Origin of the sequence: Pseudomonas sp. I2 (genome assembly GCF_040984075.1) — a bacterium.
GTDB lineage: Bacteria > Pseudomonadota > Gammaproteobacteria > Pseudomonadales > Pseudomonadaceae > Aquipseudomonas > Aquipseudomonas guariconensis_B.
Genome location: NZ_JBCGFQ010000035.1, coordinates 30,833 through 57,547, shown reverse-complemented (window position 1 = coordinate 57,547; position 26,715 = coordinate 30,833). Strand labels below are relative to the sequence as shown.

Sequence of the window (26,715 nt, the reverse complement as noted above, 5' to 3'; positions counted from 1 at the left end):
GGGCGGATTGGTTCATACTGTCGGGGCTGACAGCCAGGGGGCGGGGGCGACCGGGCAATTGGCTTGACCGCCCGGACCGTGCTCGGCATCCTTGGCGCCGATTCGGGCATGACGAAGATGCCGTTACCCAGGACTTCGCCGCGCCGTCACGGCCGGCGGCCCTGCCGTTCGCGCCTTGAGTTGCCCGCCAGGCACTGCTTTTTATCCCTTCCTGCGCCTGGCACAGAACAGGATCCATAGATCGATGGCCACATACGAAATCCTGATTGCCGATGACCACCCACTGTTTCGCAGCGCCCTGCGCCAGGCCGTTACCCTCGGCTTGGGGGCGGATGTACGCCTGGTCGAGGTGGCGAGCATCGCCGAGTTGGAAGTCCGCCTGAACGAGAAGGCCGATTGGGACCTGGTCCTGCTGGACCTGAACATGCCTGGCGCCTATGGCTTCTCCGGCCTGGTCCTGCTGCGCGGGCAGTACCCGCAGATTCCGGTGGTGATGGTCTCGGCCCAGGAAGAGGCGGCCGTGGTGGTCAAGTCCCGCGAGTTCGGCGCCAGTGGCTTCATTCCCAAGTCGAGCAACCTGGAGGTGATCCAGGACGCAGTGAAGAAGGTCCTCGACGGCGACGTCTGGTGGCCGCCGCAGGCTTTCGACAAGGTCGACGTGTCGGCCGAGGCCAAGGCGGCCAGTGAAGGCCTGGCGAGCCTGACGCCGCAGCAGTTCAGGGTCCTGACCATGGTCTGCGAGGGGCTGCTGAACAAGCAGATCGCCTACGAACTGAATGTCTCGGAGGCAACCATCAAGGCCCACGTGACCGCTATCTTCCGCAAGCTGGGTGTACGCACCCGGACCCAGGCAGCGTTGCTGCTCCAGCAGCTCGAGTCGGTCTCAGGCGGCTAAGTCCCCGTGTATTCACGCTTTTTTGACCTGGGCTGGACTAGTCTGCTGGCCTTTTACCGGTGAAGTGACTCTCCATGTCGCCATTCAAGGGCCAGACCGGCCTCAAACGTATCCTCAACGCTGCCGGCTATTCGCTGGACGGCCTGCGTGCCGCCTTCAAGGGCGAGGCCGCCTTCCGGCAACTGGTGCTGCTCAACGTGCTGTTGATCCCGCTGGCCTTCTGGTTGCCGGTCAGCCGCGCGGAGCGGGCGATTCTCATTGCCGTCTGCTTGCTGGGGCTGATCGTCGAGCTGCTCAATTCGGCGGTCGAGGCCGCCATCGACCGCATTTCCCTGGATCGCCACCCGCTGTCCAAGAATGCCAAAGACATGGGCAGCGCCGCGCAACTGGTGGCCTTGGGCATGGTGGCGTTGGTCTGGGGCGTGATCCTGCTGTGATCAGGCGATGGGCGGCAGGACGATCTCGTCGCTGCGCCTGACCCCCGCCGTGAAACTGCGGCACAGGTCGAGGAATTCGCGCATGGCCGAGGTCTGGTACTTCTGCTTGTGCCAGATGAAGTAGAACTGTCGCGCCAGGTCCAGCTCGGGGGTTTCCACCGCCACCAGGCTGCCGCGGCGGAAGGCGTCGCGCAGCGCCAGGCGCGAGATGCAGCCGATGCCCAGGCCTGACTCCACGGCGCGCTTGATCGCCTCGGTGTGCTCCAGCTCCAGGCGGATGTCGAGGTTGGCGCGGTGGTGGCGCATGGCCTGGTCGAAGGTCAGGCGCGTGCCGGAGCCCTGTTCGCGGAGGATCCACGCCTCATGGGAGAGCGTCTCGACGTCTGCCCGGCCGACCTTGGCCAGGGGATGCTGGGGCGCGCAGAACACCACCAGCTCATCTTCTACCCAGGGCTGCACTTCAAGGTCCGGGTGGTTGCAATCGCCCTCGATCAGACCCAGGTCAATTTCGTAGTGCGCGACTTGTTGCACGATATGTGCGGTGTTCTGCACATGGAGCTTGACCTGGCTCTCCGGGTGGCCCTGCATGAAACTGCCGATCAGCAGGGTGGCCAGGTAGTTGCCGATGGTCAGGGTGGCGCCGACCGAGAGCGAGCCGAAGCCTGACTTGCCATTGAGCAGGTCTTCGATTTCCTTGGCCTGGTCGAGCAGGGCGACGGCCTGGGGCAGCAATTGATGGCCCAGGGCGTTGAGGCTCAGCCGCTTGCCGGCGCGATCGAACAGCTGGCAACTGGATTGGCGCTCCAGTTCGGTGATCGAGGTGCTAGCGGCCGATTGCGACAACGCCAGCACGCTGGCCGCTCGCGACACGCTCTGGTGCTGGGCCACGGCAACGAAGACCTGGAGCTGGCGTAGGGTGAATCGCATATCTATATAACCGATAAGACATATCTTGATAATTCATTTAACAGATATTGTCGCTGCCCCTAAACTATCGCGCAACTGCGCGCTTGGTCCGCGCTGCGTCTTTCTTCAGGAGCCCCTTAGATGAGCAACATGAACCACGAACGTGTCCTCAGTGTGCATCACTGGAACGACACCCTGTTCAGCTTCAAGTGCACCCGCGATCCGGGCCTGCGCTTCGAGAACGGTCAGTTCGTGATGATCGGCCTGCAACAGCCCAATGGCCGTCCGCTCATGCGCGCCTATTCCATCGCTTCGCCGAACTGGGAAGAGCACCTGGAGTTCTTCAGCATCAAGGTGCCGGATGGCCCGCTGACCTCCCAGCTGCAGCACCTGAAGGAAGGCGACGAGATCATCATCAGCAAGAAGCCCACCGGTACCCTGGTCCTCGACGACCTGAACCCGGGCAAGCACCTGTACCTGCTGAGCACCGGTACCGGCCTGGCACCGTTCATGAGCGTGATCCAGGACCCGGAAACCTACGAGCGTTTCGAAAAGGTGATCCTGGTCCACGGCGTGCGCTACGTCAACGAGGTGGCCTACCGTGAGTTCATCACCGAGCACTTGCCGCAGAACGAGTTCTTCGGCGACGCGGTGCGCGACAAGCTGATCTACTACCCGACCGTGACCCGTGAGCCGTTCGAGAACCAGGGCCGCCTGACCGACCTGATGCGCAGCGGCAAGCTGTTCAGCGACATCGGCCTGCCTCCGATCAATCCGCAGGACGACCGTGCGATGATCTGCGGCAGCCCGAGCATGCTCGATGAGACCAGCGAGGTCCTCGACAGCTTCGGCCTGAAGATCTCCCCGCGCATGCGCGAGCCGGGTGACTACCTGATCGAGCGTGCCTTCGTCGAGAAGTAAGGCGAATGCAAAAAAACGCAGGCCTTGGTTTTGGCCTGCGTTTTTTTATTCTGCCTTTGGGTCGCCGCTGGCGCCGAAAAACTCAGCGATCCTGCACCACTTCCAGCACACGGATCTGCCCAGGCCGCGGGTAGTGCCAGCGCACCTGTACATCCCAGAACTTCACCCCGTACACCCGCTCCACCGGCGGCACCTGGTAGGCCGGCCGCGGATCCTGGCTCAGGCATTGCTCGATCAACTCCACCAGCGGCTCGCCAAGGCGCAAGGCATGCGCCTTGGCCTGGGGTAGGGCGCTGTCGCTCCAGGTCACGCCGATCGCTTCAGGCGCGTCGTTGGCCATCTGGTTGCTGGCCTCGGCGATGCTGTCGGCATAGGGTACATAGGGCTTGATGTCCAGCACCGGCGTGCCATCGAGCAGGTCGATCCCCGAAAGCAGCAGGCGCCCGGGCTCGACGCCCTCCAGGCGCACTACCGACTGGCCGATGCCGTTGGGCCTGTGGGTGGCGCGGGTGGCGAACACCCCCATGCTCTTGTTGCCACCCAGGCGGGGCGGGCGCACTTTCAGGCGGGGCTTGTCTTCCAGTGCCTGGTGGAACAGGAACAGCAGCCAGATATGGCTCACCTGTTCCAGCCCCGCCACCGCATCGCCCTGGTCGAACGGCGGCAACAGTTCCAGTACGCCGCGTGCCGCTGGCGCCAGGCGAGGCTGGCGGGGGATGGCGAACTTCTCCTTGAAGCAGGAGCGCACGATACCGACCGGCGAAACCGTATGCTGCATGCTCGTTCAGCCACGCACGCGCAGGGTCAGGCCCTTGAGGAAATTGCGCAGCAACTGGTCGCCGCAAGGGCGGTAGTTGTCATGGCCGACCTTGCGGAACAGGGCGCTGAGCTCGGGCTTGGACACGGGGAAGTTGGCCGCCTTGAGCACTGCGTGCAGGTCTTCTTCCTTGAGCTCGAAGGCCACCCGCAGCTTCTTGAGGATGGTGTTGTTGCTCACCGGCACCTCGATCGGCTGAGGAGGGCGGCTGTCGTCACGACCGCGGCGGTGGATCACCAGGCCATCGAGAAAATGCGCCATGACCCGCTCGGGGCAACGCACGTAGCCGGGCTCCTCTTCTTTCTTCAGGTAGCTGGCGACCGTCTCGGCGGAGACTTCGAGGCCGGTCAGCCCGATGATCTCGGCCATCTGGGCATCGCTGACCTTGAGCATGTAGCGCAGGCTGCGCAGGACATCGTTGTGGTTCATGCTGGGTGATCCTGTTCAGGTGCCACGCCGGAGCTGGCGTGGCGGTATTGCCTGTGGTCCGTTAGAAACGTTCGTTGACGGCCAGGTAGCGCCACTGGCCCAGGGGCAGCTTGCCCATGGATACCCCGCCGAGGCGGATGCGGCGCATGCCCAGCACGGTCAGGCCGAGGCTGGTGCAGAGCGCGTCGACCTGCCCGGGCAAGGGGTTCTTCAGGACCAGGCGCAGGTGGTTTTCGTTCTGCCAGCTGGCCTTGGCCCGTGGTAGCTCACGGCCGCCCCGGGTGATGCCGCGGGCCAGGCGTTGCAAGGCCTCGGTGGAGGCCTCGCCGTCGACCTGGACGATGTATTCCTGTTCCAGCCGATGCAAGTCGGCGTCGATCTTGCGCGTTACCCGCCAGTCCTGGGTGTACAGCTGCAGGCCGCTGGCGCCGGTCTGCAAGGGGGCGACGCAGGACAGCCGGGTGAAATGGCCATGCAGCGGCCGCACCGGCTGGCCATGGGACGCGCTGAGGGTGGCCATGCCCAGGCTGGCCCGACCTGCTTCGGCATCCAGCCCGGCGGGCTGGTTGAGCAGCAGGGTGACCGGGGCCAGGGGCTCGGCACGGGCGCCCGGTAGCAGTTCGACCCGCTGAGACAGGACCTTGAACTGGGGCTGCTCGATCACTACGCCGTCGACCGTGACCCAGCCGCCTTCGATGTACAACTCGGCCTCGCGGCGGGAGCAGCCGAGCTGCTCGATGAGGCGTTTGGACAGGCGCACGGGTTCGGACATGGAGACGATTCGCAAGAGGGCAGGGAAAGGCTGCCATTGTACCCGCCCGGGCGACCTTGGGGCTGGGAATCTGCGCCATTTCGGAGAAAGCGCACTGTCTCTTCGGAACAAGCCCTAGGAGTTTGTACGAATAAGCCTCATGTGAAGCAGGGGATAGGGTTGGCCCAAGCCGTCGGTGGCCGAGCGTCCGGTCACTTCGAAGCCTTCGTGCAGGTAGAAGCCCAGTGCCTGGGGGTTCTGCTCGTTGACGTCCAGGCGCTCGGCATTCAACTCGTCGATGGCATAGCGCAGCAGACGCTTGCCGACTCCCTGCCCGCGGTGCTCGGGAGCGACGAAGAGCATGTCCACCCGGCCGTTGGCCACACCGGCGAAACCAAGGATATGTCCGTTGCCGTCCTTGCAGCAGATCAGCATCACCGCATCGAGGTACTGGCGCAGCACGTGCTCGCGCAGCAACAGGATGTAGGACTCGGGAAGGAAGTCGTGGGTAGCGCGCACCGACGCCTCCCAGACCCGGACCAGCTCCGGGTAGTCGCTCAGGTGTGGGGTTCGCAGCGTCAGTGCCGGCGGCATGTCGTGATCCTCCATGGGGGACGTTCCGGTACCCGCGAACGGGCCGTCTTCCTCACAACATAGATGCAAAAAAATGCCCCGCCAGTGGACGGGGCGCGATGGGCTGCAAGGCAGCCCTGACATCTGGCTTCAGACCGGCTCGGCCCACATGTCGTACTCGTCGGCATCGACCACCCGGCAACGCACCTTGTCCCCCGGCTTGAAACCGTGGTTGCCATCGATGAACACGCTGCCGTCGATTTCCGGGGCATCGAAGAAGCTACGCCCGACCGAGCCCTGCTCTTCGACCTCGTCGATCAGCACCTCGATTTCCTTGCCGATGCGCAGTTGCAGGCGCGCGGCGCTGATGGCCTGCTGGTGCGCCATGAAGCGATCCCAGCGTTCCTGCTTGATGGCGTCCGGCACTTCCTCCAGGCCCAGGTCATTGGCCGGGGCCCCTTCGACCGGCGAGTACTGGAAGCAGCCGACGCGGTCGAGCTGGGCTTCGGTCAGCCAGTCGAGCAGGTACTGGAAGTCTTCCTCGGTCTCACCGGGGAAGCCGACGATGAAGGTCGAGCGGATCACCAGTTCCGGGCACTGCTCGCGCCATTTCTTGATGCGGGCCAGGGTGCGGTCCTCGAAGGCCGGGCGTTTCATGGCCTTGAGCACCTTGGGGCTGGCGTGCTGGAAGGGGATGTCCAGGTACGGCAGGATCTTGCCGGCGGCCATCAGCGGGATCACGTCATCGACGTTCGGGTACGGGTAGACGTAGTGCAGGCGTACCCAGGCGCCGAGGCTGCTCAAGGCCTCGCACAGCTCGAGCATGCGGGTCTTGACCGGGCGGCCGTTCCAGAAATCGGTCTTGTACTTGACGTCGACGCCATAGGCGCTGGTGTCCTGGGAGATCACCAGGATCTCCTTGACCCCGGCCTTGACCAGGCGTTCGGCCTCGCTCAGCACTTCGCCGACCGGGCGGCTGACCAGCTTGCCGCGCATGGACGGAATGATGCAGAAGCTGCAGCTGTGGTTGCAGCCTTCGGAGATCTTCAGGTAGGCGTAGTGACGCGGGGTCAGCTTGACGCCCTGGGGCGGTACCAGGTCGATCAGCGGGTTGTGGTCCTGGCGTGGAGGTACCACTTCATGGACGGCACTGACCACCTGTTCGTACTGCTGCGGGCCGCTCACCGACAGCACGCTGGGGTGCACTTCGCGGATGTTGCCTTCCTCGACGCCCATGCAGCCGGTGACGATGACCTTGCCGTTTTCCTTGATCGCCTCGCCGATCACTTCGAGAGACTCGGCCTTGGCGCTGTCGATGAAGCCGCAGGTGTTGACCACCACCACGTCGGCATCCTCGTAGGTGGGCACGACTTCATAGCCTTCCATGCGCAGCTGGGTCAGGATGCGTTCGGAATCGACCAGGGCCTTCGGACAGCCCAGGGAAACGAATCCTACCTTGGGAGTGGCGGGAGTGGTGGACATGGCTAACCTCGGTATTGAATGCAGGCCGCCCAGCCGGTGACGGGGGCGGTCCTGGTGGACGCTTGTGGCGCCTCTGATCAAAAAGTGCGCAATTCTAGCGAGCGCAAGGACGCTTGACCAGCACAAAAGCGACGAACGCTGCGTCGTGCTTCGCTACCCCATCGGGGGCAAGCGCTGCCGGGGCCGAACCGATCACTTGGGGCCGCTTACCTGACGGGCATACACCCATGCCTTCACGGCTGCGCGGCCATGCTGGTCTTGCCCTGGCGCGCATCGATCGCGCCGATCAGGCGCTTGGCCAGCGCCGGATAGTTCTCGTCGAAGTGATGGCCACCGGGCAGCTCCAGGCGCTCACCGACGGCGGTCTTGTCGGTGCAGCCGCTCTCGTGGGCTTCTTCCACGCCATAGACGCACACCACCTTCGCTGCCGGCAACCTGGCCATCTCCGGCCCGGTCGGCGCTTCCTGGCCCTCCTTGCCCAGCCAGCCCTCGACCTCGATCTCGAAACTGCCGCTGCGGGCGAACGCCAGCAGGATCACCGCGTCGATGCGCTGCTGGTCTTGCGCCGGGAGGCGGTTGTAGATCGCTGGCAGCACGTCGGCACCGAAGGAATAGCCGGTGAGCTCGAAGCGTTTGGTGCCCCATTTCTGTCGGTAGTGCTGCATCAGCGCGGACAGGTCGGCGGCACTCTGCTCCGGGGTCTTGTGCTGCCAGTAGTAGCGCAGGGTGTCGATGCCGACCACCGGGTAGCCGAGCTTGGCCATCTCGCCAGCCACATCGCGGTCCAGGTCACGCCAGCCGCCATCGCCGGAGAGGAACAGGGTGACGGTGTCGCTGGCCTGGCCGGCCGGGACTTCCACCACCGGCAGGTTCGGGACGTTGCCGTCACGACCGACCAGGGCCTGGGCCAGTTGGGCCCTGAGCACCTCGGGCAGGTGAATGTCGTAGTCGCTGATGCTGGTTTCGGCGTTGGCCTGGCTGCGGACGAAGGCGGCGCTGGCGTCGTCCGGGTTGTCGTTCCAGGCCACCTGCCAGTGGCCATGGGCGGCGGATTTCGGCAGCGCCTGGCAGCCGGGCTGGTCCATGCTGAAATCCACGGAGATGGCGCGTGCCGTGTCGTCGGCCTGGCCGGCCAGCCAGCGCCAGGCCTGGGCGGCGCCCGGCCCGATGCCGGCAACCAGCGTCGGCTTGCCCGACAGCTGCGCGATGGCCTGCTCGAGTGCCTGTCGTTGTCTGGTGCAGTCGGCCGGCGGCAGGATCACCTGGACCAGCTGGGCTGCACCGGCCTGGCTCAGGTCCAGCAGTTGCTTGTCGCTCAGGGCCTGGCCCTGGGGCACGCCGATGGCGACCCGGGCCTTGGCCTGTACGCCTGGGGTGGCGCGCAGCAGGCTGCTGCCGTCGGCCAGGGCCAGGTGTTGCAGATGCGCCGCTGGCGTCGGTCGGGCCCAGAGCCAGAAGACCATGGTGCCCGCCAGCAGGGGAATCAATACGTACAGCCAGTAGCGTCGGGTCATCAGCGTTTCACCAGTCCAGTCAGGCCGCCTGCGATCAGGGCAGCGGTGTCGGCCAATGCCACCAGCGGGTCGAGCCCGGCCGGCACGGCCATGTAGCGGGGTTCCCAGTCGGGCTGGAACTTGTCCTTGAAGCGTCGCAGGCCCTGGAAGTTGTAGAGCTGCTCGCCGCGTTGGAACACCATCGAGCCCAGGCGCTGGGTCAGGGGCGCGCCACGCCGGGGCTGCAGCCCGGCAAGCGGGACCATCCCCAGGCTGAAGCGGGCATGGCCGTGGCGTTTGTAGTGCAGGATCAGGCCGATCATCATGAACTCCATGGTCAGCTTGGGCGCTTGCGGGTGGGCACGCATCAGGTCCAGGCTGGCCAGTGCGTTACCGTGGGTTTCCAGCAGGTTGGCGAAGGCCACCGGGCGGCCCTGGAAACGCACCAGGGCGATGCGGAAATGCTGCAGGTACGCGGGGCTGAAACGGCCCAGGGAGAAGCCTTTCTCGCGCACGTGCTTACCCTCCAGCCAGGCGTCCGAGATCTGCTGCAACTCGTCCAGCGGGGCCTGGCCGGGCGCGTGGATCTCCAGGGCCAGGCCGTCGCGAGTGCCACGGTTCCAGGTGTAGCGCAGGTCTTTCATCTCCTTGCCCTTGGCCTCCAGGTCGAAGCGCCGCAGGTCGACCTGGGCCTCCTCGCCGAGCTTGAGGGCGGTCAGGCCGATGTCCATGTAGAACGGCAGGTTCTGCGCGCGCACCTGGTAGAACACCGGGCGGGCATGGTGCAGGTCGCACAGGTCGCGGAACTGCCAGATCATCTCGGCGCGTTCTTGGGCGGGGCCGATCGGGTCGTACAGGGCGACCAGGCTGCGGCCGCGCCGGGCATACATGAGGAAGGCGCTGTCGCTGGGGTGGAACAGCAGCGCCTTGTCGCCGCTGAGTGCCAGGCCGCCGTCGGGCTGATCCGAGGCCAGCAGGATGCGCTTGGCGCGCTGCAGCTCTGCTGCGTCCGGCAGGTGGATCACCGGCCTTGCGGTACGCAGCAGCCAGGTCAGGGCGACGATCACCAATAGCACGGCACTGCCCATGGCCGCGCGCAGGCCGCGAGGGGCGTCGGCGTCCAGGGTGAATTGCCACCACAGTTCGTGACGGTAGGGCACATCCTGGTAGGCGAACAGCAGCAGCCAGACCGAGGCGCCGACCACGCAGGTGCTGGCCATCAGGTACATCGGCGAGCATGGCAGCTCCAGCAGGCGGCTGGGGCGGTAGAAGGCGCGACGGAACATCGCCAGCAGGGCCGCCGTGAACGTCAGGATGCCGGCCTCTTCCCAATCGAAACCCTTGAGCAGCGACAACAGCGCGCCCATCAGCAGCAAGACCGTGGTCAGCAGCCAGGCGGCGGACAGGCGTCGCCGCAGCCCCTGGGCCAGCAGCAGGCACAGCACGCCAATCAGGCTGGCGCCGAAGTGCGAGGCGTCGATCAGCCGATGGGGTACCAGGAAGCCCATGTGCTCCAGACGGGTGTCGATTTCCGGGGTGGCCCCCGAGAACAGCAGGACCACCCCGGAAAGGAACACCAGGATCGCCAGCACTGGCGCGGCCAGCCCCGAGGCCGCCCTGATCGCCTGGCGCGCGGCTCGCAGGCGCCGGGCCTCGTTGGCCAGCAGCAGCACGCAGGCCAGCAGCAATGGCAGGACCACGTAGATCAGGCGGTACAGCAGCAGGGCTGCAGCCAGCGGCGCGGCACCCAGCGGGTTGGCGAAGGCAGCCAGGAGAATGGCCTCGAACACCCCCACACCGCCTGGCACGTGGCTGAGCACCCCAGCCGCCAGCGCCAGCAGGTAGACCAGGACGAAGACCGCGAAGGGCGGCGTTTCGGGCAGCAGCAGGTAGAGCACGGTGGCGGCGGCGATGACGTCCAGGGCGGTGATCAGCAATTGCAGGGCCGCCAGCCGAGCGCCCGGCAGGCGCAGGGTGCGCCGGCCGAGTCGTACCCGCAGAGTGTCGGCCAGGGGCTGTTCGTCCAGGCGCCGACGGTACAGGCCGATCACCAGCGCGGCGCTGAGCGCCAGCACCGCCAGGGAGAGGCTGGCCAGCAGTACAGGCGGTATGTGCAGGGCATTGGCCGCAGCCGGCAGGTCGCCGAGGCTGGCCAGTGCCGCCAACGGTGGCAGGGCACAGCCGAGCGACAGGCTGGCGAACGCCGTCATGCGGGCGACTTCGACAGCCCCGAGACCATGGCGGGCATACAGGCGATAGCGCACCGAACCGCCGGAGAGCATCGACAGGCCAATGGCGTTGCCGATGGCGAAGGCGCTGAACCCGCCCAGTGCCAGGGTGCGACCGGGCAGTCGTACCCCGGCGTAGCGGCTGGCCGACCATTCGTAGCCGAGCAGGATCACGAACCCGACTATCGCGGCCAGCAGGGCGCCGAGCAAGGAGGGGGGCGGGACGCTGAGCACGGCATCGCGCAATGCGTAGAGGTCCAGTTCGCTCAGAAAGTGCCGGCAGGCGACCAGGGCCAGGGCGAACAGCAGCAGGGTCAGGGCCAGGCCGAGGGGCTGGCGATAGCGCATCAGTCGCTCCCGCCAGGGCAGTGGTTGCGCCCGGGGCGGCTCTTCGTCTAGCGGTGCCCGGGACTCGGAAGGGTGGGCGGTCATGGATAACCTCGGGCGTGCCGCGCGAGGTAGGGGAGAGGTGCGGCCAAGTGAAAGTCTCTTCGGAAAACGTATCCGAATGTTACTCCGGGTGAAGTCGCTTTCAGCCGCTCGGCACGGTTAAAGATAGTTCATCCAGTCAAGCGGGCCGGGTAGTGGAAGAGGGCGGGCAGGGGGGATAGCTGGAGGTGTAAAAGCAACAAACCCCGCACTGTTGTAAACAGGCGGGGTTTGTTCTGACGAATATGGTTGCGGGAGCCGGATTTGAACCGACGACCTTCGGGTTATGAGCCCGACGAGCTACCAGGCTGCTCCATCCCGCGTCAGTGGTTGCGCATTCTACGGTTTTTCGAACGGCTGTCAAGCGTTAATCGTTGATTTTTCGTTGGAATTTTCCGCAGGCAATGAAAAAGGCCACTGTATCGACAGTGGCCTTTTTCTGAATCTGGTTGCGGGAGCCGGATTTGAACCGACGACCTTCGGGTTATGAGCCCGACGAGCTACCAGGCTGCTCCATCCCGCGCCTGTTGAAATGAATTCTACGGATATCCTTCCCTGTGTCAAGCGATTTATGGAAAAAATCCTTTTTCGTTCAATCCCTTAGCGCTTCCATATGGGCTGCGGCTCAGTAATGGCGGGGCTTGTATGGCGTTTGTCGGTGGTTTTCCCGTTGACCCTGTCCGTGGGCTGTCCCGTCTCCATCCAGTGGAGTAATATCTGTATGAATTTACAGTGCTGACGGCCATCCATGTCCTTGCGCAAGATCATCCATATCGACTGCGATTGCTTCTATGCCGCCATCGAGATGCGTGACGACCCGCGTTTGGCTGGCCGCCCGATGGCGGTCGGCGGGGCGCCGGAGCAGCGTGGGGTGATTGCCACTTGCAACTATGAGGCGAGGGCCTATGGGGTGCGATCGGCCATGTCGTCCCGGCATGCGCTCAAGCTGTGCCCCGATCTGTTGATCGTCAAGCCGCGCTTCGAGGCCTACCGCGAAGCGTCCCGCGAAATCCAGGCGATCTTCCGTGACTACACCGAGCTGATAGAGCCATTGTCGCTGGACGAAGCCTACCTGGATGTCAGCGACAGCCAGTGGTTCGCCGGCAGTGCCACGCGGATCGCCCAAGACATACGCCGGCGCGTCGCGCAGCAGTTGCACATCACCGTCTCGGCCGGCGTGGCGCCGAACAAGTTCCTGGCCAAGATCGCCAGCGACTGGCGCAAACCCGATGGGTTGTTCGTCATCACGCCGGCGCAGGTGGAGGATTTTGTCGCCGCCTTGCCGGTCGCCAGGCTGCATGGCGTGGGCAAGGTCACGGCAGACAAGCTGGCGCGCCTTGGCATCGACACCTGCCTGACGCTGCGCGAATGGCCGCGCCTGACCCTGGTGCGTGAGTTCGGCAGTTTCGGCGAGCGTCTGTGGGGCCTGGCACGGGGCATCGACGAGCGGCTCGTGCAGAACGACAGCCGGCGTCAGTCGGTCAGTGTGGAAAATACCTACGATACGGATCTGCCGGACCTGTCGAGTTGCCTGGAGAAACTACCCCGGTTGCTGGACAGCCTGAACGAGCGGGTCGCGCGCATGGACAGCAGCTACAAGCCGGAAAAGCCCTTCGTCAAGGTCAAGTTCCACGACTTCAGCCAGACCACATTGGAGCAGGCAGGGGCAGGGCGTGACCTGGAGAGCTACCGACAGTTGCTCAGCCAGGCCTTTGCCCGGGGCGGCAAACCGGTGCGGTTACTGGGGGTGGGGGTGCGGCTGCGCGACTTGCGGGGTACCCATGAGCAGTTGGAGCTTTTTCCGCCTCAGCTTCTGTAGTAGTGCGCTCATCTTCTGGCTTTGTGATCCTGGGGCTGCAAAGCAGCCCAACAAGGCCCAGCAGATTTAATGCACGCCTGGATCGGCCACCAGTCGCCCGGTGTCCTTGGTCAGCGTATGCAGAAATTCCTGCTGCAGCTCCGGATCGTTGCGGGTCAGCTCGATCAGGCTCTGTTCCAGCTCGCTGGCTTCCTCTTCCAGGCCCAGCTCCGACAGGCGCTTGACCCGGTGGACCCATTGGCCGACATCGTCGTCCTCCAGGTCATCGAAGATCAGGTCATGGGCTTCCAGCAGCTTGCTGCGCAGGTTACCGCTGACCAGCAGGCTGGCATCGCCGCGCACGCCGTTGTCCTCGTCGACGACCTGCAGGTGCAGGGTGCCGATATGGCTGAGGTTCTGTTCGGAGAACGGGCTGTCGAGCAGATTCAGGCGCAAGACGCCGTTGCGGTCAGTGGTCAGCTCATGGGTCAGCTTGCCGGCCTTGACCTCGACCAGTCGCTCGCTCCACGGCAGGCTGGTGTACTCCTCGCGCTTGCCTTTCTGTACTTCGCTGATGCCGGCCAGGTTCTGCTGGGCACGGCCGTTGGACTGTACGTTCATGAAAGGGTTGAGCCCGGCCACGCCGTAGTCGAGCCAGTCGTGGGTGACGCTGTGTGGCAGGTTGCCCAGGGTGAACACGTTGACCACGTTGGCACCGACCCCGGCGACCACGGCCACCGCGCCCAGGGGGATCTCGTAGATTTCCCGCCAGGGCTGGTAGGGCGTGTAGCGGTCGTAGCGACGGGTGACCTCGAACTCGGTGACCTCGAAGCGCTTCTGCTCGTGAACCCGCACGCGCCGCTGGGGAAGCGCCATCACCTTCGGCTCGCCGACGTCGATCTGCAGCGTGTGTTCGAGCAACTTGCGCTCGACGCGCTCCTCATGTTCGCTGCGCTGGGACATCTGGTTGGCGCAGCCGCTGACGAGCAGGGCGCCGCAGAGTGCGGCGCCCCCCAGGGTAAAGGTACTTCGCTTGGACATGTTCACTCGGGCATTGGCTATCAGCGACGGACGCGGGCTTGCAGGAAGGTCAGCACCTCGGCGAGCGGTACGGGCTGGGCATCCTGCTCGGTGCGATGCTTGTACTCCAGGTTGCCGTCGGCCAGGCCGCGGTCGCTGACCACGATGCGGTGCGGGATGCCGATCAGTTCCATGTCGGCGAACTTGATGCCGGGGCTGGTCTTCTTGTCGCGGTCGTCCAGCAGTACCTCGTAACCGGCAGCGGTCAGCTCGGCGTACAGCTTGTCGGTGGCCTCGCGCACGGCTTCGGTCTCGTAGCGCAGCGGTACCAGGGCGATGTGGAAGGGCGCCAGGGCGTCGTTCCAGATGATGCCCTTGTCGTCATGGCTTTGCTCGATGGCCGCGGCGACCACGCGGGATACGCCGATACCGTAGCAGCCCATGGACAGGGTGACCGGCTTGCCGCTCTCGCCCAGTACCTGGCACTTGAGCGCTTCGCTGTACTTGGTGCCGAGCTGGAAGATGTGGCCGACTTCGATGCCGCGCTTGATCACCAGGGTGCCCTGGCCGTCCGGGCTCGGGTCGCCTTCGACCACGTTGCGCAGGTCGGCGACCTGCGGGACCGGCAGGTCGCGTTCCCAGTTGACGCCGAAGTAGTGCTTGTCGTCGATGTTGGCGCCGATGCCGAAGTCGCTCATCAGGGCGACCGAGCGGTCGATGATGCACTCCAGCGGCAGGTTCAGCGGGCCCAGGGAGCCTGCGCCGGCACCGATGGCGGCACGCAGCTCGGCGTCGGTAGCCATCACCAGTGGGTCGGCGACCTGCTCGAGCTTGGCGGCCTTGATCTCGTTCAGTTCGTGATCGCCGCGCACGATCAGGGCGACCAGCTTGCCTTCCTCGGCACCGCGCACGATCAGGGTCTTGACGGTCTTCTCGATCGGCAGGCCGTAGTTCTCGACCAGTTGGGCGATGGTCTTGGCGTCCGGCGTGTCGACCAGGCGCAGCTCCTCGGTGGGGGCCGGGCGCACGGTTTCGCGCGGGATGGCCTCGGCCTTCTCGATGTTGGCCGCGTAGTCGGAGCTGTCGCTGAAGATCACATCGTCTTCGCCGGACTCGGCCAGGACATGGAACTCATGGGAGTAGCTGCCGCCGATGGAGCCGGTGTCGGCCTGCACCGGGCGGAAGTCCAGGCCCAGGCGGGTGAAGATGTTGGTGTACGCCTGGTGCATGCGGTCGTAGGTTTCCTGCAGGGAAGCCTGGTCGGCATGGAAGGAGTAGGCGTCCTTCATGATGAACTCGCGGCCGCGCATCAGGCCGAAGCGCGGACGGATCTCGTCACGGAACTTGGTCTGGATCTGGTACAGGTTGAGCGGCAGTTGCTTGTAGCTGGACAGCTCGTTGCGCGCCAGGTCGGTGATCACCTCTTCGTGGGTCGGGCCTACGCAGAAGTCGCGGTCATGGCGGTCCTTCAGGCGCAGCAGCTCCGGGCCGTACTGTTCCCAGCGGCCGGATTCCTGCCATAGCTCGGCGGGCTGGATGCTCGGCATCAGCACTTCCAGAGCGCCGGCGGCGTTCATCTCTTCGCGTACCACGGCCTCGACCTTGCGCATCACCCGCAGGCCCATCGGCAGCCAGGTGTACAGGCCCGAGGCCAGCTTGCGGATCATGCCGGCACGCAGCATGAGCTGATGGCTGATGACCACCGCGTCGGCGGGGGTTTCTTTCTGGGTGGCGAGCAAATATTGACTGGTGCGCATGGTGAGCCGTGTCGATTGCCTAAGACGTTGAAATGACCCCGCATTGTACGGGGATGGTTTATCTCCGTACAGAATGCAGCAGGCCTTGAAGGGTGTCAGCCAAGAAAAAGCCCGGCGCGATCGCCGGGCTTCTTCAAGTGCAGGGCACTGCAAGCCAGGCTTACAGGATGCTCAGCGGGTACTCGACGATCAGGCGCAGCTCGTCCAGGGATGGGGAGCCGTAGTAGACGCCATCGCTGGAGCGGTAGGTGGCCTGGCGGATACGGAAGCTCAGGTCTTTGGCCGGGCCTTCCTGCAGGACGTACTTGATGTCGATGTCGCGCTCCCACTCTTTGCCGTTGTTGGTGGTGGCGGTGTTGGCGCCGGTACCACGGGCATAGCGGGTCATGAAGCTCAGGCCTGGAATGCCGTATTCGGCGAAGTTCAGGTCGTAGCGGGCCTGCCAGGACTTCTCGTCTTCAGCGTTGAAGTCGGAGCGGGCGATGGAGTTGGCCAGGAACACGGTACCGCCACCGTCGACGCCGTAGCCGTAGTCACCGTCACCAGTCACGCGCTGGAAGGCCAGGGTGAAGGTATGAGCGCCGATGTTGTAGGCGCCGGACAGGCTGAACGCGCGGTTGTCGAGTTTGGTTTCGTCATCCTTGGCGGCACGCTGCAAGCCAGCGCCGTCGCTCTTGGTGTCATAGATGTTGAAGTCGAACGTCAGGCCTTGGTTGTCGGCGATCGGCAATGCCCAGTTGATGTTGGCGTAGTACTTGCGCCAGTAGTCCTCGACCTTGGAGTAGTACAGGCTGGTGCTCAGGTTGTCGCTGAAGGCGTAGGTGCCACCGAATACCTTGGCCTCCTTCAGGTGCAGGCTGTCATGATGGGTTTGCTCCTGGGCGTTCATGCCAGTGAAACGGCCAGCATGCAGCGTCAGGCCCGAGATCTCGTTTGAGGTGATCAATGCGCCTTCGGCAACCTCTGGCAGCAAGCGGCTGTCGTCGGTTGCAAAGACCGGAAGTTCGGTGAACTGGTTGCCGACTTTCAGGACGGTATCGGAGATACGGAACTTGACCGCAGCACCGCCTTCGGAGTAGTCATCCTGGGAGCGTCCATCGGAGCCCTCCGGGAACAGGCCGGTACCGGCGCGGCCCTTGCCGCTGTCGAGTTTCAGGCCGAGCATGCCGATGGCATCGACACCGACGCCGATGGTGCCTTGGGTGAAGCCGGACTCGAAGGTGCCGAGGAAGCCAAGGCCGGTTTCTTCCACGCGGCTCTGGGTGCCGCTGGGGTTGTTACGGAAGTCACGGCTGAAATACAGCATACGGGTCTTGACGTTCAGCTTGCTGTCTTCAATGAAACCCTTGGATTCATCCTGCGAAGAGGCCACGGCCAACTGCGAGGTCCCTGCCGCAACGGCCAGGGCGATCATGCTCCACTTCATCACGCGCATCGTGATTTGCTCCTTTGGTTTTTAGGAAGAGTACCGCTGCACCCTGGTTTTTTAGTTATAGGGGCAGCTCTTTCTTGTTATGTCGGCGAAAATGTATATCACGCTGACTGTTCTTGGCGATATGGGGAAAACAATCTTTCGCTAACTTTTTTCCCCTGTCGCAATTAGTGTTTTCCATGTCGCAAATCACGTCCCTTTTTTCTTGGGACGCACAACGCCAGCGCTGTTTCCCGCAGCCGTAACAAATGTGTAAACATCGGTCGGTTGGTGAAACTCCCTGGGTATCCATATCGCTGTTGTTATTTGTCGCGTCCATCTGCCGATGCAGGTGGCGTGCCGACTTGGCCGGAAGGGAATGCAAAAAGCGTGCTCAAAATTGCCGCCGATTCATGAAATTTTCACATTTGCCTGGCGATTGGTCGGAAAACCACCGCAAACACGGGGGAATGGCTGTCTGATGGTGTGCCAGGATCGAGCAAGGTGTGGCGTGAAAGAGCTGTCATGAAAGTCAATGTGTTACCGGCGACTGTTCATCCTGAGTGGTCCAAGTGGGGAGAAATGTGGCTTGCTTCACGCCAAGGCCTCATTTTGGTGCGAAAAGTAGCGCTGTGTTACCGCGCCTGGGCATGTGAGGCGATTGCATGCTTGCCTGGGCGAAGCAGGGTATCCTTTAGTCATGTTTGCCCGCATTCGCCGGGCTGTTGGTCTCGAGGAGGTTCGTCGTGTTCGTCATGGATTCACGTCTGCAGCAGGATTCCCTGGTATTGGGGGATTTTCCATTGTGCCGCCTGCTGCTCAGCAAGGATGCCAACTATCCCTGGTTCATCCTGGTGCCACGGCGTGCCGATGTCAGTGAGCTGTTCCAACTGGACGAGGCCGACCAGCGCCAGCTCTGGAAGGAAACCACCTACCTGGCCGAGACGCTCAAGGACAGCTTCGCCGCCGACAAGATGAACGTGGCGACCCTGGGCAATGTGGTCAGCCAGTTGCACATGCATGTGATCGTGCGCCGTCGCGACGATGCTGCCTGGCCGGCTCCGGTCTGGGGGCGGCAGCCGGCCGTGGCCTACACCGACGAACAGGTCGAGGCTGTACGCCAGCGTTTGCGGGCGGTCTTGAGCGATGACTTCAAGGAGGTATGAGGTTATGTCACTGGAGTCGCGAATCATCGAGCTGGAAAGCCGCCAGGCGTTCCAGGACGACACCATCCAGGCGCTCAACGATGTGCTGGTCGAGCAGGGCCGGGTGATCGAGCGCCTGCAATTGCAGATGACCGAACTGATCGAGCGTTACGAGGAGATGGTCGGACAGGTCGGTGAGGAAGGCGAGGAACCACCGCCGCCGCATTATTGAGGAGGCGTCGGCCCTGGTGCGGCGGGAGGCCGCTGCGCCAGGGCCGCGAGGGGTCAGCGGCGGGAGACCGCGACCACGTCTTCGGCCTGCAGGCCCTTGTCCCGGTGCATCACCGAGAACTCCACGCGCTGGCCTTCGACGAGCACGCGATGCCCTTCGCCGCGGATGGCGCGAAAGTGCACGAAGATATCGTCGCCGCTGTCACGGGAGATGAAGCCGAAGCCCTTGGAGGTGTTGAACCACTTGACGGTGCCGGTATCGCGCCGGCCGCCCTCTTGCACGGTGCCCTGGCTTGCGCGGGCCTTCCGGGTGCTGCGGGCAAAGCCCGCGCCCAGGTGCAGGGCCACGGCCAGCGTGGCGCAGAGCAGGGCGGGGATGTCGCCCAGTTCCGGGCGCGCCAGGAGCGTGACGGTTTGCAGGATCACCGCCACTACCAGCAGGGCGCAGGCCGCGTATTGCAGTTGCTGGCGAGCGCCTTTGTAGTAGAGCGGCAGCACGGGCGCCAGGAGCAGGTTGAGCAGGCCGAGCAAGGCCAGGTAGACGGCTTCGGGTTGCTGCAGGAAGGGTGTCGCATCGGTTTTCAGGCTGGGTATGAGCGATAGCAGCAAAGCCGCAACGCCCGTCACCAGGTGGACGATCTTGAACATTTGGGTTGGCTCACGTTGATAAGGCCGATCACAGGAAGAGCTGGCCGCGCGGTGCGCATGAGGTATAGGGCGCGATCACGCGGCTGGCCAGCCTATGCACCCGGCAATGACAGTCCGCACGGGTGGCACCCTGCTATTTAACCGCAAAGACAGTGGCTTCTCAAACTACCGGGCGATGTGTTGCCTTGGGTCACATGCAGGATCGGACGAGTCTGATACAGTGTTTCGTGCCCGCTTGATGATCAAGCCTTATGGAAAGGGGAGCGTCATGGCAATCGATATCGGTATCAGTGAAGAAGATCGCAAGTCCATCGTCGAAGGACTTTCCCGCCTGTTGTCGGATACCTACGTGCTGTATCTGAAAACCCATAACTTCCATTGGAACGTCACTGGCCCTTCGTTTCGTACCCTGCACCTGATGTTCGAGGAGCAGTACAACGAACTGGCCCTGGCCGTCGACTCGATCGCCGAGCGCATCCGGGCGTTGGGTTTCCCGGCGCCGGGCTCCTATGCGTTCTACGCACGCCACTCCTCGATCGAAGAGGAGGAGGGTGTGCCGCCGGCAGAAGAGATGATCCGCCAGCTGGTCCAGGGGCAGGAAGCAGTGGTGCGCACGGCACGCAGTATCTTCCCGGTGGTGGACAAGGTCAGCGACGAACCGACCGCCGACCTGCTGACCCAGCGTATGCAGGTGCATGAAAAAACGGCATGGATGCTGCGGGTGCTGCTCGACGGCAAGTGATCGTCCTCCCGGCCCCGAACGCTGTGCAAGCCCGGATCCAGTCGCTGGATCCGGGCTTTTTCATGGTGCGCGGGGAAGGTTTTGCCGCTGCTTTGCGAGGGCTTGCCGGCGCTTCATTAAGGCCATGTCCCATGGCGATGGAGTGATGCGGTGGAGAACCTGTTACAGAGCGGCAAGCGGAGCGTTCGCCCAGGAAAATGGCCAGACAAGCACTGTATGGACCCATTCAGGGCTGATTTCGACATGATGCAGGTGCGGCCGGTCTCTCGCTCCGTACGGCTCAACGGCCTGGCCACCTGCCTGCGCCTGGAGGCGGTCTACTGGCGGATCCTGGAGCGTATCGCCGAGGCCAATCGCTGCACGGTCAGCGCCGTGTTGTCGTACGTGGATCGCGAGGTCCACCTGCGCCACGGCGGGGCGAGGAACTTCAGCGGGCTGGTCCGCGTCATCTGCGTCGCCTGGTTGCTCGATCCGCCCAGTGTGCGCTGATCGCGGGCGGGCTGCACTGCTCTCGTTAACCATATATAATCCCGCTTTTTGCTGCCCCGGCAGCCAGCGTTGTTGTGGTTGACGAGAGACACCCATGCCCCTGTATGACTATCAATGTGCATCCTGCGATCACCGGCTCGAGGTGTTGCAGAAGATCAGCGCCGCGCCGCTGACCGATTGCCCGGCATGCCAGGCGCCGGCACTGAAGAAACTGTTGTCGGTGCCAGGCTTTCGACTGAGCGGCACCGGCTGGTACGAGACCGACTTCAAGACCGGGGCGAAAAAGAATCTGGCAGGCGGCGACAAGGCCGACTGAGTTGAATTGCTGTGACCAGGTCTTGCAGTATTAGCCCCTTGGGCGGCCAAGACCTCCACCGAATACACGAATCACGAGAAGCGAAACCACCATCATGATGCGCAGCCATTATTGCGGCCAACTGAACGAGCGCCTGGACGGCCAGGAAGTCACCCTTTGCGGCTGGGTCCATCGTCGCCGCGACCACGGCGGGGTGATCTTCCTCGATATCCGTGACCGCGAAGGCATGGCTCAGGTCGTCTTCGACCCGGATCGCGCCGAGACCTTCGCCGCTGCCGATCGCGTGCGCAGCGAATACGTGGTGCAGGTCACCGGCAAGGTGCGCCTGCGTCCGGCCGGTGCGGTCAACCCGAACATGGCCTCCGGTGCCATCGAGGTGCTGGGCTACGAGCTGAAGGTGCTCAACGAGGCCGAGACGCCTCCCTTCCCGCTCAACGAATATTCCGACGTGGGCGAGGAAACCCGCCTGCGCTACCGCTTCATCGACCTGCGTCGCCCGGAAATGGCCGACAAGCTGCGCCTGCGTTCGCGTATCACCAGCAGCATCCGCCGCTACCTGGACGACAACGGCTTCCTCGACGTCGAGACGCCGATCCTGACCCGCGCCACCCCGGAAGGCGCGCGTGACTACCTGGTGCCGAGCCGTACCCACGCCGGCAGCTTCTTCGCCCTGCCGCAGTCGCCGCAACTGTTCAAGCAGCTGCTGATGGTCGCCGGCTTCGACCGCTACTACCAGATCGCCAAGTGTTTCCGCGACGAAGACCTGCGTGCCGACCGCCAGCCGGAATTCACCCAGATCGACATCGAGACCAGCTTCCTCGACGAAGCCGAGATCATGGGCCTGACCGAGGGCATGATCCGCAAGCTGTTCAAGGAAGTGCTGGACCTGGAGTTCGGCGAGTTCCCGCACATGACCTTCGAGGAGGCCATGCGCCGCTACGGCTCCGACAAGCCTGACCTGCGCATCCCGCTGGAACTGGTCGACGTCGCCGACCAGCTCAAGGACGTCGAGTTCAAGGTCTTCGCCGGCCCGGCCAACGATCCGAAGTGCCGCGTCACCGCCCTGCGCCTGCCGGGCGGTGCCAGCATGCCGCGCAGCCGCATCGACGAATACACCAAGTTCGTCGGTATCTACGGTGCCAAGGGCCTGGCCTACATCAAGGTCAACGAGCGCGCCAAGGGCGTCGAGGGCCTGCAGTCGCCGATCGTCAAGAACATCCCCGAGGCCAACCTGAACGTGATCCTCGATCGCGTCGGTGCGGTCGATGGCGATATCGTGTTCTTCGGCGCCGACAAGGCCAAGATCGTCAGCGAGGCCCTGGGTGCGCTGCGTATCCGCCTGGGCCACGACTTCGAGCTGCTGACCTGCGAATGGGCACCGCTGTGGGTCGTCGACTTCCCGATGTTCGAAGAGAACGACGACGGCAGCTTCACTGCCCTGCACCACCCGTTCACCGCGCCCAAGTGCACCCCCGAGGAGCTGGAGGCCAACCCGGCCGCCGCCTTGTCGCGTGCCTACGACATGGTGCTCAACGGCACCGAGCTGGGTGGCGGTTCTATCCGTATCCACCGCAAGGAAATGCAGCAGGCGGTCTTCCGTCTGTTGGGCATCGACGCCGACGAGCAGCAGGAGAAGTTCGGCTTCCTGCTCGACGCCCTGAAATTCGGTGCGCCGCCCCATGGTGGCCTGGCCTTTGGCCTGGACCGCCTGGTCATGCTGATGACCGGCGCCCAGTCGATCCGTGAAGTGATCGCCTTCCCGAAAACCCAGAGCGCTGCCTGCGTCATGACCCAGGCTCCTGGCATGGTGGATGCCAAGGCCCTGCGCGAGCTGCACATCCGCCTGCGCGAGCAGACCAAGGTCGAGTAAGCGGACCCCGGGCACCCTCGACGGGTGCCCTTGCGCTTTTGCGCAGGATTTCTCGTGTTCCGCCCTCCGGGGCGGAACCTGTTTGTGTTTCAAGGATTCGGAGTCGATATGGCTGGTCATTCCAAATGGGCGAACATCAAGCACCGCAAGGGGCGCCAGGATGCCAAGAGAGGCAAGATCTTCACCAAATGGATCCGCGAACTGACCGTCGCCGCCAAGCAGGGCGGCCCTGACCCGGCGTCCAACCCGCGTCTGCGCCTGGCCCAGGACAAGGCCCTGAGCGCCAACATGAGCCGCGACGTCATCGATCGCGCCATCGCTCGCGGCGCCGGGACCGCCGAGAACGACAATGTCGAGGAACTGACCTACGAAGGTTACGGCCCCGGCGGCGTGGCGATCATGGTCGAGGCCATGACCGACAACCGCAACCGTACCGCGGCGGCAGTGCGCCACGCCTTCACCAAGTGTGGCGGCAACCTGGGCACCGACGGCTCCGTGGCCTACCTGTTCGAGCGCAAGGGGCAGATCAGCTTTGCCGCCGAACTGGGCCTTGAGGAGGACGCGTTGATGGAGGCGGCCCTGGAGGCTGGCGCCGAGGACGTGGTGGCCAATGACGACGGCTCGTTCGAGGTCTTCACCTCGTTCCAGGACTTCTACGCCGTGCGCAGCGCACTGGAAGAGGCCGGCTACAAGAGCTCCGACGCCGAGATCGTGATGCAGCCGAGCACCACCGCCGAGCTGGACCAGGACGGCGCCGAGAAGGTGCTCAGGCTGATCGACATGCTCGAAGACCTGGATGACGTGCAGAACGTCCACTCCAATGCCGAGATTTCCGACGAGATCATGGAAAAACTCGGCTAAGGTGGTCGGGAAGGCACGGGCCAGCCGCGTGGATGCCAGGCGTTCTTGCTGACCCTTCGCGGCGGCCTGGCGTCCCGGTCAGCACCAAGACCCAACACCGCCTGACCTGCCCGTACAGGCTCAGCACTGACAGCGACGGGCCCTGGCCATTCCCGAAGCCCCGGCTTCCCTATTTCCCCGGCATTGCAGGCCTTATGACTTTGATTCTTGGTATCGACCCCGGCTCGCGCATCACCGGCTACGGCGTGGTGCGCCAGGTCGGGCATGGCTGCGAGTACGTGGCGTCGGGCTGCATCCGCACCGGTGGCGGCGAGCTGCAGGAGCGGCTGCAGATCGTGTTTCGTGGCGTGCGTGAGATCATTCGCCTGCATGGCCCTGTGACCATGGGCATCGAGCGGGTGTTCATGGCGCGCAACGCCGATTCGGCGCTCAAGCTCGGTCAAGCCCGGGGCGCGGCCATCGTCGCGGCGGTGGAAGAGGGGCTGGAGATCGCCGAATACAGCGCCAGCCAGGTCAAGCAGGCGGTGGCCGGCACCGGCGGTGCCAACAAGGAGCAGGTGATGCTGATGGTCATGCACTTGCTCAAGCTGACCCAGAAGCCGCAGGTCGATGCCTCCGACGCCCTGGCCATCGCCCTGTGTCATGCCCACACCCGTTCCAGCCTGGTGCCCCACGGCCTGGCCACGGCGCGACGACGCGGCGGGCGCTTGCGTCTGTAGCGGCTTCATGCCCTGATACACATTTTGTCCGGGTGAAGCGTTCACCCGTTGCATTTGCTGATAGGGTTGTCCGGTCGCCGACCGGCGCCCGAGAGGAAGGATCGGAACGTGATTGGACGTTTGCGCGGCACCCTGGCGGAAAAGCAGCCGCCGCACCTGATAGTCGATGTCAATGGCCTGGGCTACGAGCTGGAAGTCCCCATGACGACCCTGTATCGCTTGCCCAAGGTGGGCGAGACGGTGACCCTGCATACCCATCTGGTGGTGCGCGAGGATGCCCATCTGCTGTATGGCTTCTTCGAAAAGCGCGAGCGCGAGCTGTTCCGTGAGCTGATCCGGCTCAACGGCGTGGGGCCCAAGCTGGCCCTGGCCCTGATGTCGGGCCTGGAGGCCGATGAGTTGGTGCGTTGCGTCCAGGCCCAGGACACCTCGGCGCTGGTGCGCGTGCCTGGTGTCGGCAAGAAGACCGCCGAGCGTCTGCTGGTCGAGCTCAAGGACCGCTTCAAGGCCTGGGAAACCTCGCCGGCCATGTTCACCCTGGTCGCCGACGGCCCGCTGCCGGTGTCCAGTCTCTCCAACGCCGAGGCCGATGCGGTCAGTGCGCTGATCTCCCTGGGCTACAAGCCCCAGGAAGCGAGCAAGGCCGTCTCGGCCATCGAAGGCAAGGCCAGCCTGAGCAGCGAAGAGCTGATCCGCCGTAGCCTCAAAGGGATGATCGCCAAGTGATCGAAGCCGACCGACTGATCGCCGCCAGCGGGCGTGACCGCGAGGAAGTCCAGGATCGGGCGATCCGTCCGCTGCGCCTGGAGGAGTACATCGGCCAACCGGTGGTGCGCGAGCAGATGGCGCTGTTCATCCAGGCCGCCCGCGCCCGTGGCGAGTCCCTCGACCACACCCTGATCTTCGGCCCGCCCGGGCTGGGCAAGACCACCCTTGCCAACATCATCGCCCAAGAGATGGGCGTGTCGATCAAGAGCACATCGGGGCCGATCCTCGAGCGCCCTGGCGACCTGGCAGCCCTGCTGACCAACCTCGAACCCCATGACGTGCTGTTCATCGACGAGATCCATCGCCTGTCGCCGGTGGTCGAGGAGGTGCTGTACCCAGCCATGGAGGACTTCCAGCTGGACATCATGATCGGCGAGGGGCCGGCGGCGCGTTCGATCAAGCTCGACCTGCCGCCTTTCACCCTGGTCGGCGCCACCACCCGGGCGGGCATGCTGACCAACCCGCTGCGCGACCGCTTCGGCATCGTCCAGCGCCTGGAGTTCTACAACAACGCCGACCTGGCCACCATCGTCAGCCGTTCCGGCAACATCCTCGGCCTGCCGATCGAAGAGCAGGGCGCCTTCGAGATCGCCCGCCGCGCCCGCGGTACCCCGCGGATCGCCAACCGCCTGCTGCGCCGTGTGCGCGATTACGCCGAGGTGCGTGGCAAGGGGCAGATCACCAAGGCAGTGGCCGACATGGCGTTGAACCTGCTGGACGTGGACGAGCGCGGCTTCGACCATTCCGACCGGCGCCTGCTGCTGACCATGATCGAGAAGTTCGATGGCGGCCCGGTGGGGGTCGACAGCCTGGCCGCAGCCATCAGCGAGGAGCGCCATACCATCGAGGACGTGCTCGAGCCGTACTTGATCCAGCAGGGCTACATCATGCGCACACCCCGTGGCCGTGTGGTCACCCGGCACGCCTACCTGCACTTCGGCCTGAACATTCCCGGACGCCTGGCCGAGGGCGGAGATTTTTCCGACCCGGGCGATGAATGACAGATCGAATCGGGTTTTTCGTGGTCCTACCGCTGGCATGCCATCGGCCTGCTGGCAATACGACATTATCGATGAAAAAACAGTTGCCGGGGCGGATTGGCAAGCTGAGGAGTAAGCACTAGAGTATGCGCGCGCAAAATGGCCTGGAACCGTTCGCACACCGCTGTCGCGTCTATTACGAGGACACCGACGCAGGTGGCGTGGTGTATTACGTCAACTACCTGAAATTCATGGAGCGAGCGCGTACCGAACGGCTGCGCCACCTGGGCTTCTCCCAGGCCGAACTGGCCGGCCAGAACCTGTTGTTCGTGGTCCATTCCAGCGAAGCGCGCTACCACGCGCCGGCACGCCTGGACGATACGCTGCGGGTGACCGCGCAAGTGCTTGAATTGAATCGCGCCAGCCTGCGCTTCGTGCAGCAGGTCTGGCGGGAAAAGGATGAAGTGCTGCTCTGCGAAGGGCAGTTCCTGGTGGCCGCCGTGCGCGCCGACACTTTCAAACCCCGGGCCATACCCCCAGAACTGCGCGACGCCTTCCTGGCGGACGGCACGGGTACTCAATCGAACGCAGGAGAATAA

27 protein-coding genes and 2 tRNA genes are annotated in these 26,715 nt (G+C 64.2%); 15 read left to right on the top strand and 14 right to left on the bottom strand.

What is annotated here, in order from left to right:
• The first annotated feature begins 244 nt into the window (after positions 1 to 244).
• Together erdR and WCE05_RS18185 are read left to right on the top strand one after the other, a co-directional pair.
• Positions 245 to 895 (top strand): response regulator transcription factor ErdR, encoded by a 651-nt coding sequence (gene erdR / locus WCE05_RS18190; protein ID WP_225787374.1) that lies wholly within the window; start codon positions 245 to 247, stop codon positions 893 to 895.
• Positions 896 to 969: 74 nt separating this feature from the next.
• Positions 970 to 1,332 (top strand): diacylglycerol kinase, encoded by a 363-nt coding sequence (locus WCE05_RS18185; protein WP_225787375.1) that lies wholly within the window; start codon positions 970 to 972, stop codon positions 1,330 to 1,332.
• Here WCE05_RS18185 and finR read toward each other — a convergent pair whose 3' ends face one another.
• The gene (gene finR, locus WCE05_RS18180; RefSeq protein ID WP_225787376.1) at positions 1,333 to 2,259 is read right to left on the bottom strand and encodes a LysR family transcriptional regulator FinR; all 927 of its coding nucleotides are present in this window, start codon (positions 2,257 to 2,259) and stop codon (positions 1,333 to 1,335) included.
• 120 nt (positions 2,260 to 2,379) lie between these two features.
• Between finR and fpr the strand changes: the two genes are divergently transcribed.
• Complete coding sequence (gene fpr / locus WCE05_RS18175) at positions 2,380 to 3,159, top strand: ferredoxin-NADP reductase (protein ID WP_225787377.1); 780 nt, start codon at positions 2,380 to 2,382, stop codon at positions 3,157 to 3,159.
• 82 nt (positions 3,160 to 3,241) lie between these two features.
• Here the strand turns inward: fpr and tsaA are convergent, their stop codons facing one another.
• The 9 genes from tsaA to WCE05_RS18130 all read right to left on the bottom strand — a co-directional run bounded on the left by tsaA (position 3,242) and on the right by WCE05_RS18130 (position 11,884).
• Positions 3,242 to 3,937: a tRNA (N6-threonylcarbamoyladenosine(37)-N6)-methyltransferase TrmO gene (gene tsaA / locus WCE05_RS18170; protein ID WP_368816258.1), complete on the bottom strand. Its 696-nt coding sequence runs from the start codon at positions 3,935 to 3,937 to the stop codon at positions 3,242 to 3,244.
• 6 nt (positions 3,938 to 3,943) lie between these two features.
• A complete protein-coding gene (locus WCE05_RS18165) occupies positions 3,944 to 4,405 on the bottom strand; it encodes a DUF1456 family protein (RefSeq protein WP_225787379.1) in 462 nt (153 codons plus the stop codon).
• 61 nt (positions 4,406 to 4,466) lie between these two features.
• Positions 4,467 to 5,177 carry an rRNA pseudouridine synthase gene (locus tag WCE05_RS18160; protein ID WP_225787380.1) on the bottom strand — a complete coding sequence of 237 codons (711 nt, stop codon included), beginning with the start codon at positions 5,175 to 5,177 and terminating at the stop codon, positions 4,467 to 4,469.
• Between the two features lie 114 nt (positions 5,178 to 5,291).
• Positions 5,292 to 5,750, bottom strand: coding sequence for a GNAT family N-acetyltransferase (locus tag WCE05_RS18155; protein WP_225787466.1), 459 nt, complete (start codon positions 5,748 to 5,750; stop codon positions 5,292 to 5,294).
• A gap of 129 nt (positions 5,751 to 5,879) precedes the next feature.
• Complete coding sequence (gene rimO / locus WCE05_RS18150) at positions 5,880 to 7,211, bottom strand: 30S ribosomal protein S12 methylthiotransferase RimO (RefSeq protein WP_225787381.1); 1,332 nt, start codon at positions 7,209 to 7,211, stop codon at positions 5,880 to 5,882.
• 233 nt (positions 7,212 to 7,444) lie between these two features.
• Entirely contained in the window at positions 7,445 to 8,725 is a 1,281-nt protein-coding gene (locus tag WCE05_RS18145; RefSeq protein ID WP_368816257.1) for a virulence factor family protein, read from the bottom strand.
• Positions 8,725 to 11,280, bottom strand: coding sequence for a bifunctional lysylphosphatidylglycerol flippase/synthetase MprF (gene mprF, locus WCE05_RS18140; RefSeq protein ID WP_368816259.1), 2,556 nt, complete (start codon positions 11,278 to 11,280; stop codon positions 8,725 to 8,727). The genes WCE05_RS18145 and mprF overlap by 1 nt, the downstream gene beginning before the upstream one ends.
• A gap of 327 nt (positions 11,281 to 11,607) precedes the next feature.
• Positions 11,608 to 11,684, bottom strand: a tRNA-Met gene (locus WCE05_RS18135).
• A 123-nt stretch (positions 11,685 to 11,807) separates the two neighbouring features.
• Positions 11,808 to 11,884, bottom strand: a tRNA-Met gene (locus tag WCE05_RS18130).
• 231 nt (positions 11,885 to 12,115) lie between these two features.
• On the opposite strand from WCE05_RS18130, the gene dinB reads away from it, so the two are divergent.
• Positions 12,116 to 13,180 carry a DNA polymerase IV gene (gene dinB, locus WCE05_RS18125; RefSeq protein WP_225787468.1) on the top strand — a complete coding sequence of 355 codons (1,065 nt, stop codon included), beginning with the start codon at positions 12,116 to 12,118 and terminating at the stop codon, positions 13,178 to 13,180.
• A gap of 66 nt (positions 13,181 to 13,246) precedes the next feature.
• Here the strand turns inward: dinB and WCE05_RS18120 are convergent, their stop codons facing one another.
• The 3 genes from WCE05_RS18120 to WCE05_RS18110 all read right to left on the bottom strand — a co-directional run bounded on the left by WCE05_RS18120 (position 13,247) and on the right by WCE05_RS18110 (position 17,371).
• Complete coding sequence (locus WCE05_RS18120; RefSeq protein WP_225787383.1) at positions 13,247 to 14,200, bottom strand: hypothetical protein; 954 nt, start codon at positions 14,198 to 14,200, stop codon at positions 13,247 to 13,249.
• Between the two features lie 20 nt (positions 14,201 to 14,220).
• Positions 14,221 to 15,936 (bottom strand): proline--tRNA ligase, encoded by a 1,716-nt coding sequence (locus WCE05_RS18115; protein WP_225787384.1) that lies wholly within the window; start codon positions 15,934 to 15,936, stop codon positions 14,221 to 14,223.
• A gap of 160 nt (positions 15,937 to 16,096) precedes the next feature.
• The gene (locus WCE05_RS18110) at positions 16,097 to 17,371 is read right to left on the bottom strand and encodes an OprD family porin (RefSeq protein ID WP_225787385.1); all 1,275 of its coding nucleotides are present in this window, start codon (positions 17,369 to 17,371) and stop codon (positions 16,097 to 16,099) included.
• A 722-nt stretch (positions 17,372 to 18,093) separates the two neighbouring features.
• Here WCE05_RS18110 and WCE05_RS18105 point away from each other — a divergent pair.
• Entirely contained in the window at positions 18,094 to 18,513 is a 420-nt protein-coding gene (locus tag WCE05_RS18105; protein WP_225787386.1) for an HIT domain-containing protein, read from the top strand.
• A gap of 4 nt (positions 18,514 to 18,517) precedes the next feature.
• Positions 18,518 to 18,724 carry a SlyX family protein gene (locus tag WCE05_RS18100; protein ID WP_225787387.1) on the top strand — a complete coding sequence of 69 codons (207 nt, stop codon included), beginning with the start codon at positions 18,518 to 18,520 and terminating at the stop codon, positions 18,722 to 18,724.
• A 53-nt stretch (positions 18,725 to 18,777) separates the two neighbouring features.
• Here the strand turns inward: WCE05_RS18100 and WCE05_RS18095 are convergent, their stop codons facing one another.
• Positions 18,778 to 19,371, bottom strand: coding sequence for a cold shock domain-containing protein (locus WCE05_RS18095; protein ID WP_317235040.1), 594 nt, complete (start codon positions 19,369 to 19,371; stop codon positions 18,778 to 18,780).
• A 268-nt stretch (positions 19,372 to 19,639) separates the two neighbouring features.
• Here WCE05_RS18095 and WCE05_RS18090 point away from each other — a divergent pair, with 268 nt between their 5' ends.
• The 9 genes from WCE05_RS18090 to ybgC all read left to right on the top strand — a co-directional run bounded on the left by WCE05_RS18090 (position 19,640) and on the right by ybgC (position 26,715).
• Positions 19,640 to 20,113: a Dps family protein gene (locus WCE05_RS18090; RefSeq protein ID WP_225787388.1), complete on the top strand. Its 474-nt coding sequence runs from the start codon at positions 19,640 to 19,642 to the stop codon at positions 20,111 to 20,113.
• Positions 20,114 to 20,329: 216 nt separating this feature from the next.
• On the top strand, positions 20,330 to 20,602 hold the full coding sequence (locus tag WCE05_RS18085) for a ribbon-helix-helix domain-containing protein (RefSeq protein ID WP_225787389.1): 273 nt from the start codon (positions 20,330 to 20,332) through the stop codon (positions 20,600 to 20,602).
• Between the two features lie 94 nt (positions 20,603 to 20,696).
• Positions 20,697 to 20,918, top strand: coding sequence for a zinc ribbon domain-containing protein (locus WCE05_RS18080; RefSeq protein WP_225787390.1), 222 nt, complete (start codon positions 20,697 to 20,699; stop codon positions 20,916 to 20,918).
• 94 nt (positions 20,919 to 21,012) lie between these two features.
• Positions 21,013 to 22,788: an aspartate--tRNA ligase gene (gene aspS / locus WCE05_RS18075; RefSeq protein WP_225787391.1), complete on the top strand. Its 1,776-nt coding sequence runs from the start codon at positions 21,013 to 21,015 to the stop codon at positions 22,786 to 22,788.
• A 108-nt stretch (positions 22,789 to 22,896) separates the two neighbouring features.
• Positions 22,897 to 23,649, top strand: coding sequence for a YebC/PmpR family DNA-binding transcriptional regulator (locus WCE05_RS18070; protein ID WP_253090635.1), 753 nt, complete (start codon positions 22,897 to 22,899; stop codon positions 23,647 to 23,649).
• A 194-nt stretch (positions 23,650 to 23,843) separates the two neighbouring features.
• Positions 23,844 to 24,368 (top strand): crossover junction endodeoxyribonuclease RuvC, encoded by a 525-nt coding sequence (ruvC, locus tag WCE05_RS18065; RefSeq protein ID WP_225787393.1) that lies wholly within the window; start codon positions 23,844 to 23,846, stop codon positions 24,366 to 24,368.
• 108 nt (positions 24,369 to 24,476) lie between these two features.
• Complete coding sequence (ruvA, locus tag WCE05_RS18060) at positions 24,477 to 25,094, top strand: Holliday junction branch migration protein RuvA (protein WP_225787394.1); 618 nt, start codon at positions 24,477 to 24,479, stop codon at positions 25,092 to 25,094.
• Positions 25,091 to 26,137: a Holliday junction branch migration DNA helicase RuvB gene (gene ruvB / locus WCE05_RS18055; RefSeq protein WP_225787395.1), complete on the top strand. Its 1,047-nt coding sequence runs from the start codon at positions 25,091 to 25,093 to the stop codon at positions 26,135 to 26,137. The genes ruvA and ruvB overlap by 4 nt, the downstream gene beginning before the upstream one ends.
• Before the next feature lie 125 nt (positions 26,138 to 26,262).
• Complete coding sequence (ybgC, locus tag WCE05_RS18050; RefSeq protein ID WP_225787396.1) at positions 26,263 to 26,715, top strand: tol-pal system-associated acyl-CoA thioesterase; 453 nt, start codon at positions 26,263 to 26,265, stop codon at positions 26,713 to 26,715.

Coding starts and splice junctions, on each gene's coding strand:
- erdR (WP_225787374.1), top strand. CDS start 245: ATGGCCACATACGAAATCCTGATTGCCGATGACCACCCACTGTTTCGC.
- WCE05_RS18185 (WP_225787375.1), top strand. CDS start 970: ATGTCGCCATTCAAGGGCCAGACCGGCCTCAAACGTATCCTCAACGCT.
- finR (WP_225787376.1), bottom strand. CDS start 2,259: ATGCGATTCACCCTACGCCAGCTCCAGGTCTTCGTTGCCGTGGCCCAG.
- fpr (WP_225787377.1), top strand. CDS start 2,380: ATGAGCAACATGAACCACGAACGTGTCCTCAGTGTGCATCACTGGAAC.
- tsaA (WP_368816258.1), bottom strand. CDS start 3,937: ATGCAGCATACGGTTTCGCCGGTCGGTATCGTGCGCTCCTGCTTCAAG.
- WCE05_RS18165 (WP_225787379.1), bottom strand. CDS start 4,405: ATGAACCACAACGATGTCCTGCGCAGCCTGCGCTACATGCTCAAGGTC.
- WCE05_RS18160 (WP_225787380.1), bottom strand. CDS start 5,177: ATGTCCGAACCCGTGCGCCTGTCCAAACGCCTCATCGAGCAGCTCGGC.
- WCE05_RS18155 (WP_225787466.1), bottom strand. CDS start 5,750: ATGCCGCCGGCACTGACGCTGCGAACCCCACACCTGAGCGACTACCCG.
- rimO (WP_225787381.1), bottom strand. CDS start 7,211: ATGTCCACCACTCCCGCCACTCCCAAGGTAGGATTCGTTTCCCTGGGC.
- WCE05_RS18145 (WP_368816257.1), bottom strand. CDS start 8,725: ATGACCCGACGCTACTGGCTGTACGTATTGATTCCCCTGCTGGCGGGC.
- mprF (WP_368816259.1), bottom strand. CDS start 11,280: ATGCGCTATCGCCAGCCCCTCGGCCTGGCCCTGACCCTGCTGCTGTTC.
- WCE05_RS18120 (WP_225787383.1), bottom strand. CDS start 14,200: ATGTCCAAGCGAAGTACCTTTACCCTGGGGGGCGCCGCACTCTGCGGC.
- WCE05_RS18115 (WP_225787384.1), bottom strand. CDS start 15,936: ATGCGCACCAGTCAATATTTGCTCGCCACCCAGAAAGAAACCCCCGCC.
- WCE05_RS18110 (WP_225787385.1), bottom strand. CDS start 17,371: ATGCGCGTGATGAAGTGGAGCATGATCGCCCTGGCCGTTGCGGCAGGG.
- WCE05_RS18100 (WP_225787387.1), top strand. CDS start 18,518: ATGTCACTGGAGTCGCGAATCATCGAGCTGGAAAGCCGCCAGGCGTTC.
- WCE05_RS18095 (WP_317235040.1), bottom strand. CDS start 19,371: ATGTTCAAGATCGTCCACCTGGTGACGGGCGTTGCGGCTTTGCTGCTA.
- WCE05_RS18090 (WP_225787388.1), top strand. CDS start 19,640: ATGGCAATCGATATCGGTATCAGTGAAGAAGATCGCAAGTCCATCGTC.
- WCE05_RS18085 (WP_225787389.1), top strand. CDS start 20,330: ATGGACCCATTCAGGGCTGATTTCGACATGATGCAGGTGCGGCCGGTC.
- WCE05_RS18080 (WP_225787390.1), top strand. CDS start 20,697: ATGCCCCTGTATGACTATCAATGTGCATCCTGCGATCACCGGCTCGAG.
- aspS (WP_225787391.1), top strand. CDS start 21,013: ATGATGCGCAGCCATTATTGCGGCCAACTGAACGAGCGCCTGGACGGC.
- WCE05_RS18070 (WP_253090635.1), top strand. CDS start 22,897: ATGGCTGGTCATTCCAAATGGGCGAACATCAAGCACCGCAAGGGGCGC.
- ruvC (WP_225787393.1), top strand. CDS start 23,844: ATGACTTTGATTCTTGGTATCGACCCCGGCTCGCGCATCACCGGCTAC.
- ybgC (WP_225787396.1), top strand. CDS start 26,263: ATGCGCGCGCAAAATGGCCTGGAACCGTTCGCACACCGCTGTCGCGTC.